Origin of the sequence: Paenibacillus germinis (assembly GCF_013141785.1) — a bacterium.
Lineage (GTDB): Bacteria > Bacillota > Bacilli > Paenibacillales > NBRC-103111 > Paenibacillus_E > Paenibacillus_E phytorum.
Map to the genome: position 1 here is coordinate 1 of NZ_WHOC01000100.1, position 13,767 is coordinate 13,767.

At 43.5% G+C, this 13,767-nt stretch carries 12 protein-coding genes and 1 pseudogene; 12 read left to right on the forward strand and 1 reads right to left on the reverse strand.

Going from position 1 to position 13,767, the window contains the following annotated elements:
* Positions 1-218: 218 nt before the first annotated feature.
* From GC102_RS20595 to pssA, 8 genes and pseudogenes are all read left to right on the forward strand, one after another.
* The gene (locus GC102_RS20595; protein ID WP_029196492.1) at positions 219-680 is read left to right on the forward strand and encodes a CtsR family transcriptional regulator; all 462 of its coding nucleotides are present in this window, start codon (positions 219-221) and stop codon (positions 678-680) included.
* Between the two features lie 13 nt (positions 681-693).
* Complete coding sequence (mcsA, locus tag GC102_RS20600) at positions 694-1,206, forward strand: protein-arginine kinase activator protein McsA (protein WP_171691196.1); 513 nt, start codon at positions 694-696, stop codon at positions 1,204-1,206.
* A gap of 65 nt (positions 1,207-1,271) precedes the next feature.
* The gene (gene mcsB, locus GC102_RS20605) at positions 1,272-2,291 is read left to right on the forward strand and encodes a protein-arginine kinase McsB (RefSeq protein WP_216628116.1); all 1,020 of its coding nucleotides are present in this window, start codon (positions 1,272-1,274) and stop codon (positions 2,289-2,291) included.
* A gap of 60 nt (positions 2,292-2,351) precedes the next feature.
* A complete protein-coding gene (clpC, locus tag GC102_RS20610) occupies positions 2,352-4,793 on the forward strand; it encodes an ATP-dependent protease ATP-binding subunit ClpC (RefSeq protein WP_171691198.1) in 2,442 nt (813 codons plus the stop codon).
* 236 nt (positions 4,794-5,029) lie between these two features.
* On the forward strand, positions 5,030-6,451 hold the full coding sequence (gene radA, locus GC102_RS20615; protein WP_171691199.1) for a DNA repair protein RadA: 1,422 nt from the start codon (positions 5,030-5,032) through the stop codon (positions 6,449-6,451).
* Between the two features lie 489 nt (positions 6,452-6,940).
* Positions 6,941-7,165, forward strand: a pseudogene (locus GC102_RS20620) (DNA repair protein RadA); the annotation flags it as partial.
* Between the two features lie 40 nt (positions 7,166-7,205).
* Positions 7,206-8,285, forward strand: a complete 1,080-nt coding sequence (gene disA / locus GC102_RS20625; RefSeq protein WP_082562248.1) for a DNA integrity scanning diadenylate cyclase DisA — start codon at positions 7,206-7,208, stop codon at positions 8,283-8,285.
* A gap of 120 nt (positions 8,286-8,405) precedes the next feature.
* Positions 8,406-9,155, forward strand: a complete 750-nt coding sequence (pssA, locus tag GC102_RS20630) for a CDP-diacylglycerol--serine O-phosphatidyltransferase (protein ID WP_171642864.1) — start codon at positions 8,406-8,408, stop codon at positions 9,153-9,155.
* A gap of 73 nt (positions 9,156-9,228) precedes the next feature.
* On the opposite strand, the gene GC102_RS20635 is transcribed toward pssA, so the two are convergent.
* Positions 9,229-9,624: a hypothetical protein gene (locus tag GC102_RS20635; protein WP_047683251.1), complete on the reverse strand. Its 396-nt coding sequence runs from the start codon at positions 9,622-9,624 to the stop codon at positions 9,229-9,231.
* A 155-nt stretch (positions 9,625-9,779) separates the two neighbouring features.
* Here GC102_RS20635 and GC102_RS20640 point away from each other — a divergent pair, with 155 nt between their 5' ends.
* From GC102_RS20640 to gltX, 4 genes are all read left to right on the forward strand, one after another.
* Positions 9,780-10,847: a PIN/TRAM domain-containing protein gene (locus tag GC102_RS20640; protein WP_376769396.1), complete on the forward strand. Its 1,068-nt coding sequence runs from the start codon at positions 9,780-9,782 to the stop codon at positions 10,845-10,847.
* A gap of 184 nt (positions 10,848-11,031) precedes the next feature.
* The gene (ispD, locus tag GC102_RS20645) at positions 11,032-11,736 is read left to right on the forward strand and encodes a 2-C-methyl-D-erythritol 4-phosphate cytidylyltransferase (RefSeq protein WP_171691200.1); all 705 of its coding nucleotides are present in this window, start codon (positions 11,032-11,034) and stop codon (positions 11,734-11,736) included.
* On the forward strand, positions 11,733-12,218 hold the full coding sequence (gene ispF, locus GC102_RS20650; protein ID WP_171691201.1) for a 2-C-methyl-D-erythritol 2,4-cyclodiphosphate synthase: 486 nt from the start codon (positions 11,733-11,735) through the stop codon (positions 12,216-12,218). Before ispD ends, ispF begins: the two co-directional genes overlap by 4 nt.
* A gap of 31 nt (positions 12,219-12,249) precedes the next feature.
* The gene (gltX, locus tag GC102_RS20655; protein WP_171691202.1) at positions 12,250-13,704 is read left to right on the forward strand and encodes a glutamate--tRNA ligase; all 1,455 of its coding nucleotides are present in this window, start codon (positions 12,250-12,252) and stop codon (positions 13,702-13,704) included.
* Positions 13,705-13,767: the final 63 nt, after the last annotated feature.

A 13,767-nucleotide genomic window follows, 5' to 3' on the forward strand; every position in this document is an offset into this window, starting at 1 on the left:
CTTTTTGAGAGAAATCTCAAGAAGGCTTTTTTGTTTTTTATTTCGAATAAAACTGTAGGTAAGGTCAACAATAGTAAGGTTCACTTTTGGTTATCGGATCATTAAGGATTGGATTTTAGGAGCAGTACTTGTCAAAAAGAAAGGAAATGATTATAATCTAGTTAAGGTCAAAGAAAGTCAAAGTCAATTTACTTCTGGCAATCTGGGAGGACGAATTGATGCGCAACGTATCAGAAATTATTGAGCAGTATTTAAAACATGTCTTGCAGCAGAGTTCCGAAGGGGCCATTGAGATTCAACGCAATGATCTAGCTGATCAGTTCCAATGCGTGCCTTCCCAAATTAATTATGTGATCAGTACAAGGTTTACCTTGGAAAAAGGTTACATTGTGGAAAGCAAGCGCGGCGGTGGTGGATACATACGTATCCAAAAAATCGAGCTCAAAAGTCACGGGTCCATTTTAGACCACATTTTTCGCACGATTCATACGCACATTGATCAAGTTACTTCAGAAGGACTCGTATACCAACTGCAGGAAGGCCACTATATTTCAACACGAGAAGCTAACCTGATTCGGGCCGCAATTTCGAGAGATGTGTTGACCTTCAAGCTCCCGCTGCGCGATGAAATTCGGGCCAAGATTCTTAAAGCAATGCTGATATCCTTGCTTAGCAGATGAGGAGGCATATGAAATGATTTGTCAGGAATGCGGGAAACGACCGGCGACTCTTCATTTTACAAAGATTGTGAATGGAGACAAGAACGAGTTCCACATTTGTGAGAATTGCGCTCGTGAAAAGGGCGAAATGATTCCCGGAACATCCAACGGATTTTCGATTCACAATCTGTTATCAGGATTACTTGATTTCGAACCGTCATCTCTATCCGCTGCAAAGTCTCAGGCGATCCGTTGTGAGAGCTGTGGCCTTACGTATTCTCAGTTTAGTAAATTAGGGCGTTTTGGTTGCGGATCCTGCTATCAAAGCTTTTCAGAAAAGTTAGATCCTCTCTTTAAAAGGGTGCATGGAAATATCGTTCACGTTGGGAAAGTGCCCAAGCGAAGTGGTGGCATCATCCAATGTAAGCGGGAAATTGATACGCTCAAGAAGGATATGATGACCTGTATCGAACAGGAAGAGTTCGAGCAGGCTGCAAAGATTCGTGATCAAATTCGTGAAATTGAGAAGACAATTGCGGGTATGTGAGTTTGTAAGGAGGTGTGAATCCAGTGACATCACAGCGGTTTACAGCAGATGCATTAAGTGAATGGATGAAAGGCGAAGGGCCTGAATCGGATATCGTCATCAGTAGTCGGATCCGCATTGCTCGCAACCTTAGGGACTACCCTTATCCAATGCTAGCGACGAATCAACAATCACAGGAAGTACTGGATCATTTGTCCGGTGTGCTTGAAAATGATGAGTTGGAGACGATAAGCAATTTTTCGCTCATTCCGCTATCCGATCTGAATGAACTTGAGCGAATGGTTCTGGTAGAAAAGCATTTAATTAGTCCAAATTTAGCTAACGAGTCCAGGAATGGCGCCGTTATTTTAAGCGAAAATGAATCCATTAGTATAATGATCAACGAAGAGGATCATCTTCGCATACAATGTTTATGTCCCGGGTTTCAGATTAAAGAAGTATGGGATTTGGCGAACCAAATCGATGATATTTTTGAAACACAGCTGGATTACGGGTACGACGAAAAGAGGGGCTACTTAACAAGCTGCCCTACGAATGTCGGTACCGGTATCCGCGCTTCGGTAATGATGCATTTACCCGCTTTGGTGCTCAGCCAACAAATTAATCGAATTTTATCAGCTGTTACGCAAGTTGGGTTGACAGTTAGAGGATTATACGGGGAAGGCAGCGAAGCTTTAGGAAATCTGTTTCAAATTTCGAATCAAATTACGCTTGGCCAATCCGAAGATGAGATTATTGATAATTTACACAGTGTTGCAAGGCAAATTATAGAGCATGAACGTGCTGCGAGACATAAGCTGATTCAAGAGTCCCGAATGCGGATAATAGATCGTGTGAACCGTTCATTAGGTATTCTGTCTTATGCGGGAATCATGGATTCGAAAGAAGCCGCGCAGCGTTTATCAGATGTGAGACTTGGCATTGACCTTGGAATTATCAACAACGTTTCATCGAGTGTTTTGAATGAACTGTTGGTGATGACGCAGCCTGGTTTTCTTCAACAATATGCCGGTGAGAAATTAAATGCCGAAGAGCGAGATATCCGCAGGGCTGAGTTGATTCGCGAAAGATTTGGTAGGGTTTAAGAAAGATAAGATTCATCCTTTAGGATTTCCATAGATATACTAATTTTGGAGGTGTTCTCTATGATGTTTGGAAGATTTACGGAACGTGCGCAAAAGGTGCTCTCTCTTGCTCAAGAGGAAGCTGTTCGTTTAGGGCATAACAATATTGGTACAGAGCACATTTTACTTGGTCTTATTCGTGAAGGGGAAGGCATTGCCGCTAAAGCGCTCGTTGCTTTGGGCTTAGGACTTGAGAAAATTCAAGACGAAGTTGAGTCACTGATTGGCAGAGGACAAGAACAGCCTACCAACATTGCGTATACACCTAGAGCGAAGAAAGTCATTGAACTTTCGATGGATGAAGCGAGAAAATTAGGTCACACGTATGTGGGGACTGAACATATTTTACTCGGGCTTATTCGCGAAGGAGAAGGTGTTGCCGCAAGAGTCCTGAATAACTTAGGTGTCTCTTTGAATAAAGCACGTCAACAAGTCCTTCAATTGCTTGGTAGCAGTGAGACTGTGTCACCAAGTCATGGTAGTAATCCGAATGTGAACACGCCTACTTTGGATGGTTTAGCGAGAGATTTGACGGCGTATGCCAAAGAGGGTCATCTGGATCCTGTGATTGGGCGCAGCAAAGAAATTGAGCGTGTCATTCAAGTGTTAAGCCGCAGAACGAAGAACAATCCGGTGCTGATCGGTGAACCAGGCGTTGGTAAAACAGCGATTGCTGAAGGCCTCGCACAGAAAATTATTAATAATGAAATTCCGGAAACGTTGAAGGATAAAAGGGTAATGACGCTCGATATGGGCTCTGTTGTAGCAGGGACCAAATATCGCGGTGAGTTCGAAGACCGTCTCAAAAAGATCATGGACGAAATTCGCCAAGCGGGCAATATCGTACTATTCATTGATGAGCTTCACACCTTAATTGGCGCTGGCGGAGCAGAAGGTGCAATTGATGCCTCCAACATCCTGAAACCGGCGCTTGCACGAGGCGAGCTCCAATGTATTGGTGCTACAACGTTGGATGAATATCGTAAGTATATTGAAAAAGATGCGGCTTTAGAGCGTCGTTTCCAACCGATTACAGTAGATCAACCATCTCCTGAGGAAGCTATTCAAATTCTTTATGGATTGCGTGATCGCTATGAAGCTCATCACCGTGTGAAAATTACGGATGCTGCGATCCAAGAAGCTGTAAAGCTTTCCGATCGTTACATTACGGACCGTTTCTTACCGGATAAAGCGATCGATTTGATCGATGAGGCGAGCTCCAAAGTAAGACTACGTTCTTATACTACACCGCCTTCATTGAAACAGCTTGAGAGCAAGCTGGATAACATCCGTAAGGAAAAGGATGCAGCGGTTCAAAGTCAAGAATTCGAGAAAGCGGCTGGACTTCGTGATACGGAGCAGAAGCTTCGCGAAGAGCTGGATACAACGAAGAATGATTGGAAAGAGAAGCAAGGTCGTTTGGACACAGAAGTAACGCCAGATGATATCGCACAAATTGTGGCGAGCTGGACAGGAATTCCGGTAAGTAAACTTGCTGAAGAAGAAACAGAGCGTCTGCTCAAAATGGAAGATATTCTTCATGAGCGTGTCATTGGCCAAGAAGAAGCTGTTAAAGCAGTAAGTCGTGCCATTCGCCGCGCTAGAGCAGGTCTGAAAGATCCGAAGCGTCCAATGGGCTCCTTCATATTCCTCGGGCCAACGGGTGTTGGTAAAACCGAATTAGCACGTGCATTAGCAGAATCTCTTTTCGGTGATGATAACGCAGTTGTCCGAATTGATATGTCGGAATACATGGAGAAACACTCGACTTCTAGATTAGTAGGGGCGCCCCCGGGTTACGTTGGATACGAAGAGGGTGGTCAACTCACGGAGAAAGTACGCCGTAAGCCATACTCGGTTGTACTGCTCGATGAGATCGAGAAAGCACATCCAGAAGTGTTCAACATTCTACTGCAAGTGCTGGAAGATGGTCGCTTAACAGATTCCAAAGGACGTACGGTTGATTTCCGCAACACATTGATTATTATGACATCCAATGTTGGTGCGGATATGATTAAGAAAAATTCTTCGCTTGGCTTTACGGCTGCTGTCGATGCAGGTAGAGATTACACCAATATGAAGGATAAAGTAATGGGCGAGCTCAAGAAAAGCTTCCGTCCTGAATTTCTTAACCGTATCGATGAAATTATCGTGTTCCACTCCTTGGATGAAGCACATATTGCGCAAATTGTCAGCCTAATGGCAGATGATCTACGCAAACGTCTGAAAGAGCAAGAGGTTGATTTCTTACTAACAGACAAAGCGAAGGCGTTCCTTGCCAAAGAAGGATTCGATCCAACTTATGGAGCGAGACCGCTTCGCAGAGCCATTCAGAAGCATATCGAGGATCGCTTATCGGAGGAACTGCTAAGAGGCAACATTGCCAAGGGCGACTCCTTAACCATCGATGAGAAAGATGGCGAGCTTGTTGTCCTGAAGGGCGAAGGCGTAACCGTAAAATAATGAAAGCAAAGAAGCATTTTGCTCCATCCTGCCTAGGGTGTAGCAAAATGCTTTTTATTTATCTCAGCCCCGAATATAATAATTTTAAATGAAGTATCTCAAACGGTATTAACCATGTTGATAAATATGTAAGAAATGCATAAAAAAATGTATGATAGAACAGTGGACTTATTTAATTTGAGTTATTGGAAGAGTTTGAAGAACTATTTGATTAATTGGGGAAGTGAATCTTAACTATGAAAAAGAAAACCATATATAAATGTACTAGTTGTGGTCAAGAGCATCCAAAATGGCAAGGTTCGTGCAGTAGTTGTCGTGAGTGGAATACCCTTGAAGAAGATGATGTTATAAACGCTCCTAGTGGTGGTCAGAAGGGCATAAACAAAAAGAAGAATGTTATCATAAACCGTCTTACAGATACCGTATCCCAAAACAGTGATAGGATTGTTACCAAGTACAATGAATTTAATCGTGTAATGGGTGGAGGAATCGTTAAAGATTCTGTTACGATTATTACGGCTGTTCCAGGTGCGGGAAAATCCACACTCTTATTGCAAATATCAGATGATGTGGCAAAGCAAGGATTGAAAGTGCTGTATGCTTCAGGTGAAGAAAGTGATAGTCAGATAAAGAGAAGAGCAGAGCGAGTCTTACAAGATATTCATAAAAACGTTTGGGTTTATTCTGATAATAGTTTGAATAATGTCTTAGGTTGTATTGACCAAGTAGACCCTGACCTCATTATTATTGATAGTATTCAAACTTTTGTATTAGAAGAATATCCGCAAAGACCTGGCTCACCCACGCAGACGATGGAATGCGCGAATACTCTCTTAAAGGTTGCAAAAGATGCACAAAGACCAAGAGCCATTATAATGGTTGGGCAGATGACCAAAGATAACGAATTAGCTGGATTAAGAGCATTAGAACACTTGGTAGATGCTGTTCTTGTTCTTGAGGGGGAGGAAGGCGAGGAGCTAAAACAGCTATTTTCGACTAAAAATCGATACGCCAGCACAGGAGAGCTTGGATTTTTCTCAATGGGTGAGCAAGGATTGACACCTATTGATAATCCCTCAGAGTTCTTTATGACACAGAGAGACGAGAATGATGTAGTTAGTGGAAGTGCATTAACAGTCGTTAAAGAAGGCACAAGACCCATCATTCTGGAAATAGAAAGTTTGGTATCAACCACGTTCATGCCATACCCAAGCCGGATTGCTGAATGTTTAAAAAAGGACCATGTGAATACACTTATCAGCATCATGGAGCAAAGAGCCAATATCCCTCTTCATGATAAGAACGTGGTTGTTAAAACGACAGGCGGTATTCGTTTAAAAGAACAATCATCAAATTTAGCCGCGATAATGAGCATTGTATCTTCCTGCAAGAATCAAGGTATCCCAAATGATACTGTATTTATCGCAGATATTGGATTAACGGGTGAATTAAAAAAAGTACCTACGTTAGAACTAAGAATTAGAGAACTTGAAAGAATGGGTTTCAAACGTGTCTATGTTGCGCTCAATGGATTGAAAAGCACAACTACGTTTTCTACAATAAAGGTAATCCCATGTAAGACATTGAGCCAAGTCATCCACTCTGTATTTGGCACTTCTTCCAAAGGCAAAGAGGAGAAAGCACCTTGGGATGAGTAAGATAATTAGACAATAGCTATTGTTGAGCATAAAAGACTTCAAGTTAAACGGAGAGTGACCTACATAAAGAAGTTACACATATCGACTACTGCCAATTTGAACCATTAGATTGAATGATAAAGTTTCGAACTTAGTTATAAACTAAACTGGTTATCCTAAGTAAATTAGAACGGTTCTTTCATTATATACAATTTCTTTTAAAGGAATGAGTTTTCCGTTATACTTAGTTGTAAGGATTTAGCAATTAGACTCTATCCAGTAGTACAGTTAGGATTAAGGGTGTTAGGTTGGATCAAAGCAGCATGAATTTCGAATGTGAAATGTATTATATATGTAGAGGGATTATTTTAAGAAGAAGATTATAGACAGGACTCATTGGATATGCTTCAAATGGTTTATTCAAATGTTTATGAGATTTGGTTGGGATGCTGTCTAATCCAATCGTCTATTATATCGTGTAAAAGAATTTTATTGCATCCAGTTTTTTAAGATCAGCCGACCAGGCCTTATGATGTGGTGTTCGGTGAGATCGGATTGACCTGAGAAGTCCGCGGTGTATCGCGGATTAATCAGCGTGTGAAGGAAGCGGAAAAGCTTGGATTCCGTAGAGTAATTATGCCGGAGAAAAGTTTGAAGGGATGGACTCATCCGCCCGGTATGGAGATTATCGGAGTGAACACGGTAGCAGAGGCATTGAAAGCGGCACTGGGTTAACTCGTGGTCACTCAACCTGCAAGCCTTCAGGAGGAAAATGATGAGCAAAGAAGAGATAAAGCGAGACGTCATGAGCCAACTGCTGCAAATGGTAGCACCTGGTACACCGTTCCGTGATGGGTTAGAGAATGTCCTACGCGCCAAAACGGGTGGACTTATTGTAGTTGGTTACAGTACAGAAGTAACGGAAATCGTAGATGGCGGTTTTTCCATAGATTGTGATTTTTCCCCCAATTATTTATATGAGCTTGCCAAAATGGATGGGGCGATTATCCTCAGTGAGGACATCAAACGCATCCTATATGCGAACACACAATTAATCCCAGATTCCTCTATCTCATCATCGGAGACGGGAATCAGGCATCGGACAGCCGAACGTGTTGCGAAGCAAACAAATAAGTTGGTTGTTTCGATTTCACAGCGGCGCAATGTCATAACACTTTATCAAGGTAATTTGCGTTATGCGCTGAAAGATATTGGCGTTATCCTGACTAAAGCGAATCAAGCGATCCAGACATTGGAGCGTTACAAAGTCGTACTGGATCAGTCGCTGACCAATCTAAGCGCATCCGAGTTTGAGGAATTAGTTACATTGCACGATGTTACCAATGTCATTGCTCGGTTTGAGATGGTACTGCGCATTAAGGCCGAGATTAACCGATACATTAATGAGTTAGGGAATGAAGGCCGCCTCATTAGCATGCAGCTTGAAGAACTTGTTGGCAATGCGGAACTTGAAGCGCGTTTGATCGTAAAAGATTATGTACGTGATTTATCGGAAGACCGCGTCAAAGAAATGCAAGCAGGTCTAAAGCGTTTATCCTCGGATGAACTGCTGGAGCCGCACCAAATCATCCGATTGCTTGGATATCCGCATACGAATTCTATTGCCGAAGAACCGGTTTCCCCTCGAGGGTTCCGGATTTTAGGGAAAATTCCGCGGCTACCGTCCATCATTATTGCCAATCTGGTCGAAAAGTTTGGTTATCTGCCTCACATGATGATGGCGACAATTGAAGAATTGGATGAAGTTGACGGAATCGGAGAGGTGAGAGCCCGCGCCATTAAGGAAGGTCTCAAAAGAATTCAGGAACAAGTGTTCATTGACAGACATATTTAAACTAGATACAATCATAAAGTATCATTGTTGAGGTTTTGTTAAGGCAAGGCAGTTTTATGTAGTCGAGGTTTTATTAAGTCGAGATTAGGGTATAGTAAATCCAGAGGTGGACAAAAACATATGTTAACGAAATCAATTCCCAGTCTTTTTACAGTAGGGAACTTATTCCTAGGTGTACTGTCAATTATTCTTGCTTTCAGTGGTGAACATGGAATTGCAGCAGTACTCGTCATTGTCGCTATGTTGCTTGATGGACTTGACGGACGTGTTGCCAGAGCTTTGAACGCGCAGAGTGAGTTCGGTAAAGAGTTAGATTCGCTGTCCGATGTCATTTCATTCGGTGTAGCACCAGCCTTTATCATGTATGTGGTTGCATTTAATGATCCGAGTGTGATTAGTCCGGCATTTGCTTGGATTGTTACAGCGATCTTCCCGATTTGTGGAGCTCTTCGTTTAGCTCGTTTCAATGTCGTTGCCGGTACGCCTGGTTATTTCATCGGTTTGCCGATTCCAGCAGCAGGCGGTGTACTTTGTACACTAGCGTTGTTCGTGAACGAAATTAACGTGTATGTTCTGTTGGTGAGTACAATTCTATTGTCTTACTTAATGGTAAGTACAGTGAAGTACCCGAACTTCAAGAAAGCCGGTATTCCGAAAGCGGCGATCTGGATTACACCAATTATCGTTGCTGTAGCTATATTGATTGCTATCAAATGGCCGGAATCGATTTCTAAAATGATTTTCGTACCCCTATTAGCGTACGCGCTATATGGCCTAAAAAAAAACGTTGATGGGTTCTTCATCCGTCTCCGGAGAAAGAACAAAAGACGCGGCATGGACGACACCAATTCAGTGAAATCGGACGTTTAAACAGGTTTCGAAAATAAAAAGCATTTATTTTCTTCTGATGATTCAGAGAGAAAATAAATGCTTTTTTTCGTCTTCATGACATGTTGAAAAGTCCCAGTGTTGTGCATTTCTTCGATTCGTTCTCAACGACTTGCTCCAAATTAACGTCTAGGATGTTACTAAGTGCGGACATATAGAAGAGATTTCTCCCCAGCTCCGTACTTACGACCTCAATGCATTGTTCACATAAGTGACCAGACACATGAGTACCGAGTACATCCTTGGCTTCATCCAAAGTCATCTCTGGATGATACTCTTGCTTGGCTGCATGAACCTGAATACATCCACATTCCGTAATAGATTTGACCACGGAACGATTAGTAGCTGCGCCAGACTGTTGAAACTTGGATAAGACGTCAAGCAGACTTCGGTGACGGAGTAACAATTCAGATACTTGATCCTGAAACTGCTTTAAAGTCAAGGAGCTCATTCCATCCACCTCGGGTGTGTTGGTAACTTCCAATTTCATTATAAAGGAAGCCCTCTAATATTTCAATTTTCCATGTAAAGAAGTGATTAACGTTGGAGAAATTGGAACATAATTGTAATAAGGCTTAAAACAAGTTTGATTTAGGGGGTGAATCTGTGATGAGGAAATGGGTACAAATCATTTTGGCCATCATGGGTGGTAGTTTAGGTTATAGTTGGAGTGATTCGATCCTTCGAAAGACAGCGTTAATGAGTGATGCAGGACAAGTTATCTGGATTAATAGTTTATGCGCAGTAGGTATGTTCATCCTTTCGTCATGGGTTGCTAGTCAGGGAATGAAGCTGCTTATGAGAGGCGAAAGGAATGTAGCGGATATCCCGGTATCCGATCTGCTCTCAGGTACATTAGGATTAGTCATTGGACTGCTTATATCGGTATTGGTGTTCCCTGTATTAGAGCAGGCGAAGTGGGCAGGTCCCTTTTTACCGTTCATTGTATCTGCGGTACTAGCAGTAATGGGGTTCCGTATCGGTTACAGCAAGCGAGAAGAGCTGGTTCAGATCATTGCAAAGAGCCGATCCGCAGGCCCGGAGAAGCAGACACACCGTCCTTATGAGGAGCATAAGATTCTCGACACTAGCGTCATTATTGATGGCAGGATCGCTGATATTTGCAAAACAGGCTTTATCGAGGGTACCCTCGTTATTCCCGAATTTGTCTTGGAAGAGCTGCAGCACATTGCCGATTCATCGGATTTACTCAAGCGGAATCGCGGTCGACGCGGTCTGGACATTTTGAACAAGATCCAAAAGGAACTTGAAGTGAAAGTACTCATTTACGAAGGAGATTTCGAGGAAATATCTGAAGTAGATAGCAAGCTAGTCCGGCTCGCAAAAGTACTGCAAGGCAAAGTGATTACGAATGATTTCAATCTAAACAAAGTATGTGAACTGCAAGGTGTTTCGGTGCTCAATATCAACGACCTCGCGAATGCAGTGAAGCCTGTTGTCCTGCCTGGTGAAGAAATCATAGTTCAAGTCATTAAGGATGGCAAGGAGCATGGACAAGGTGTAGCTTATCTGGACGACGGTACGATGATTGTGGTGGAAGGCGGTCGCGAATTCATCGGGATGACACTCGAAGTGATGGTCACAAGTGTCCTGCAGACTTCGGCTGGACGTATGATTTTTGCGAAACCGAAACTATTGGAAAAAGCACAGTAAAACCAGTATGATAAGGAGATGTAACATAGCTCTTACTAGTTGATGGGAAAGTATAAGTTTTATACTTTTACTTTGCATCAACCTTGACAAACCGATCATCCCAAAAGGACGACGGAGTCGTTTATCCTTGGGCCTATGCTTACGAAGAAAGCTTTCTTTCTGAAAGCACTTAGTTGGAGGTCATATGGAGAAGCTAGGAGTTATCATCGTGGCAGCGGGCAAGGGCTCGCGAATGGGAACGGCTGAAAGTAAACAATACTTACAACTGGGACACAAGCCAATTCTGGTACATACCTTGCAATTATTTCAAAACATACATGAAGTGGATGAAATCATTCTCGTTGTTGGGGGAACTGATGTAGATCGCTGTAGAGGCTATGTACAGGACCACGCTCTTTCCAAGGTCACTCATGTGCTAGCAGGAGGCGCTGAGCGTCAAGATTCCGTTAGACGGGGTCTGGACTCCCTACAGAGGGATACAACGTGGGTACTCGTTCATGACGGTGTTAGGCCTTTCGTAAAGAAAGAACATGTGTTCGACTGCCTATTGAAAGCGCAAGAACAGGATGCAGCAGTTCTGGCCGTTCCTGTTAAGGATACGATCAAAATCGTAGATACCGAGAAACGAATTCAATCTACACCTGATAGACGAAGCTTGTGGGCGATCCAAACGCCGCAGGCTTTTCGGTTTTCACTTCTACAGGAAGCGCATGAACGGGCTCTTCAGGATGATTTCATGGGGACGGACGATGCGATGTTGGTGGAACGAATAGGAACGACGGTGCATGTGGTCGAAGGGGACTATTATAATATTAAGATTACGACACCGGAAGATTTGCCATGGGCAGAATGGATACTACACAACGTAAGGGGAGAGGGACAGCTATGATTCGCGTAGGACAAGGATTTGATGTTCATCAGTTGGTGGAAGGCCGCAAGTGCATTATTGGAGGCGTGACAATTCCTTATGAAAAAGGGCTGCTCGGTCACTCTGATGCCGATGTTCTGCTGCACGCTATTAGCGATGCTATTCTGGGCGCGCTAGGTTTAGGAGATATCGGAAAACATTTCCCTGATACGGCTGCAGAGTTCAAGGATGCAGACAGTCTGGAACTGCTGAAACAGGTTTGGCAGCTGGCTAAGGACAATGGTTATCACCTAGGGAATACGGACTCAACCATCATTGCCCAGAAGCCCAAAATGGCGCCGTACATCCCGCAGATGGTAGAAATTATTGCCGCTGCGTTAGATGCAAAGCCAGATCAAGTCAACGTGAAGGCTACGACGACGGAACAGCTTGGTTTCACCGGTCGAGGCGAAGGAATTGCTGCACAATCGGTTGTTTGTTTAATTCGAGATGTGCTAGAATAGCAGGTAATATTGGGGAGAAGAGGTTACACACATGAATCAGCCTTTACGTGTGCGTTATGCACCTAGTCCGACTGGACATTTACATATTGGCGGTGCTCGTACAGCACTGTTTGATTATTTATTGGCGCGTCGCCATGGCGGTGCGTTCGTTGTTCGTTTTGAAGATACGGATCAAACTCGTCATAAAGAGTCTGGTATCGAGGATCAACTGAATGGCCTGAGATGGCTTGGTTTAGAGTGGGATGAGAGCGTAGATATCGGAGGTCCATACGGTCCTTATCGTCAGATGGAGCGACTGGATATTTATCAGACGTATCTCGATCAATTGGTTCAGAGCGGCCATGCGTACCATTGCTATTGCTCAGAAGCGGATTTGGAGCAGGAGCGGGCAGAGCAAGAAGCGCGCGGAGAAATGGGCGGTTATTCAGGTAAATGCCGTAACTTAACACCTGATCAGATTGCTGCTTATCAAGCTGAAGGACGCAAGGCATCCATTCGTTTCCGTGTTCCAGAAGACCGGATTATCGGCTTTGAGGATAAGGTGCGAGAGCATGTTGAATTTGAATCCAATGGGATTGGTGATTTCATCATTGCACGTACCGATGGCATTCCAACCTATAATTTTGCTGTCATTGTGGATGATCATTTGATGAAAATCAATCTGGTAATTCGCGGTGAGGAGCATCTGTCCAATACACCAAGGCAAATCCTCATGTACGAAGCATTGGGACTTCCTGTGCCTGACTTTGCTCATTTGGCGCTTATCTTGAATCCAGATCGTAAAAAAATGAGTAAACGGGATGAATCCATCATTCAGTTTATCGAACAGTACAAAGAGCTAGGCTATCTGCCTGAAGCTGTTGTTAACTTCATTGCCCTTCTCGGTTGGTCTCCTGGCGGCGAAGAAGAGATGTTCACGAAGGAAGAGCTTATTGCCCAGTTTGACCTGGATCGTGTATCCAAAAGTCCAGCTGTGTTTGATATGGATAAATTGAATTGGATGAACAATGCTTATTTGAAAAAGGCACCGCTCTCCCGAGTGGTCGAACTAAGTGTGCCTCATCTGCAAAAGGCTGGATACATCCAAGGTGATTTGGATGCAGCAAGTCAAGAGTGGGTAACGGCCCTGGTAGGCCTCAATCAAGAGAGAATGCGTTTCGCGGCAGAAATCGTCGAGTTATCGAGCATTTTCTTCAAAGAAGAGCTGGTTATCGATGAGGAAGCTTCTGCTGTATTGAAAGAGGAGCATGTGCCTGTTGTGCTGGCTAGCTTCCTCACGCAAGTCGAGCAAGCGGAAGCTTTCACCGTAGAAGCCATCCCTGCTTTGCTGAAACAAGTGCAGAAGGATACGGGCTTCAAAGGGAAACAACTGTTCATGTCGATTCGTTCTGCGCTAACGGGTCAAGTACACGGACCGGACTTAAATGTGTCCCTTTACTTACTTGGCAAAGAAAAAGTCGCATCACGTCTAAGGAACTTATTGTAAAGCGGGTTTCTTTTCGCTATACTTAGTTCAATATCGAATGCAATGATCAGGAGAGTACGTTTA

Excerpts from the sequence above, each read along its gene's own strand:
- GC102_RS20595 (WP_029196492.1), top strand. The coding sequence starts at position 219 with ATGCGCAACGTATCAGAAATTATTGAGCAGTATTTAAAACATGTCTTG.
- mcsA (WP_171691196.1), top strand. The coding sequence starts at position 694 with ATGATTTGTCAGGAATGCGGGAAACGACCGGCGACTCTTCATTTTACA.
- mcsB (WP_216628116.1), top strand. The coding sequence starts at position 1,272 with ATGAAAGGCGAAGGGCCTGAATCGGATATCGTCATCAGTAGTCGGATC.
- clpC (WP_171691198.1), top strand. The coding sequence starts at position 2,352 with ATGATGTTTGGAAGATTTACGGAACGTGCGCAAAAGGTGCTCTCTCTT.
- radA (WP_171691199.1), top strand. The coding sequence starts at position 5,030 with ATGAAAAAGAAAACCATATATAAATGTACTAGTTGTGGTCAAGAGCAT.
- disA (WP_082562248.1), top strand. The coding sequence starts at position 7,206 with ATGAGCAAAGAAGAGATAAAGCGAGACGTCATGAGCCAACTGCTGCAA.
- pssA (WP_171642864.1), top strand. The coding sequence starts at position 8,406 with ATGTTAACGAAATCAATTCCCAGTCTTTTTACAGTAGGGAACTTATTC.
- GC102_RS20635 (WP_047683251.1), bottom strand. The coding sequence starts at position 9,624 with ATGAGCTCCTTGACTTTAAAGCAGTTTCAGGATCAAGTATCTGAATTG.
- ispD (WP_171691200.1), top strand. The coding sequence starts at position 11,032 with ATGGAGAAGCTAGGAGTTATCATCGTGGCAGCGGGCAAGGGCTCGCGA.
- ispF (WP_171691201.1), top strand. The coding sequence starts at position 11,733 with ATGATTCGCGTAGGACAAGGATTTGATGTTCATCAGTTGGTGGAAGGC.
- gltX (WP_171691202.1), top strand. The coding sequence starts at position 12,250 with ATGAATCAGCCTTTACGTGTGCGTTATGCACCTAGTCCGACTGGACAT.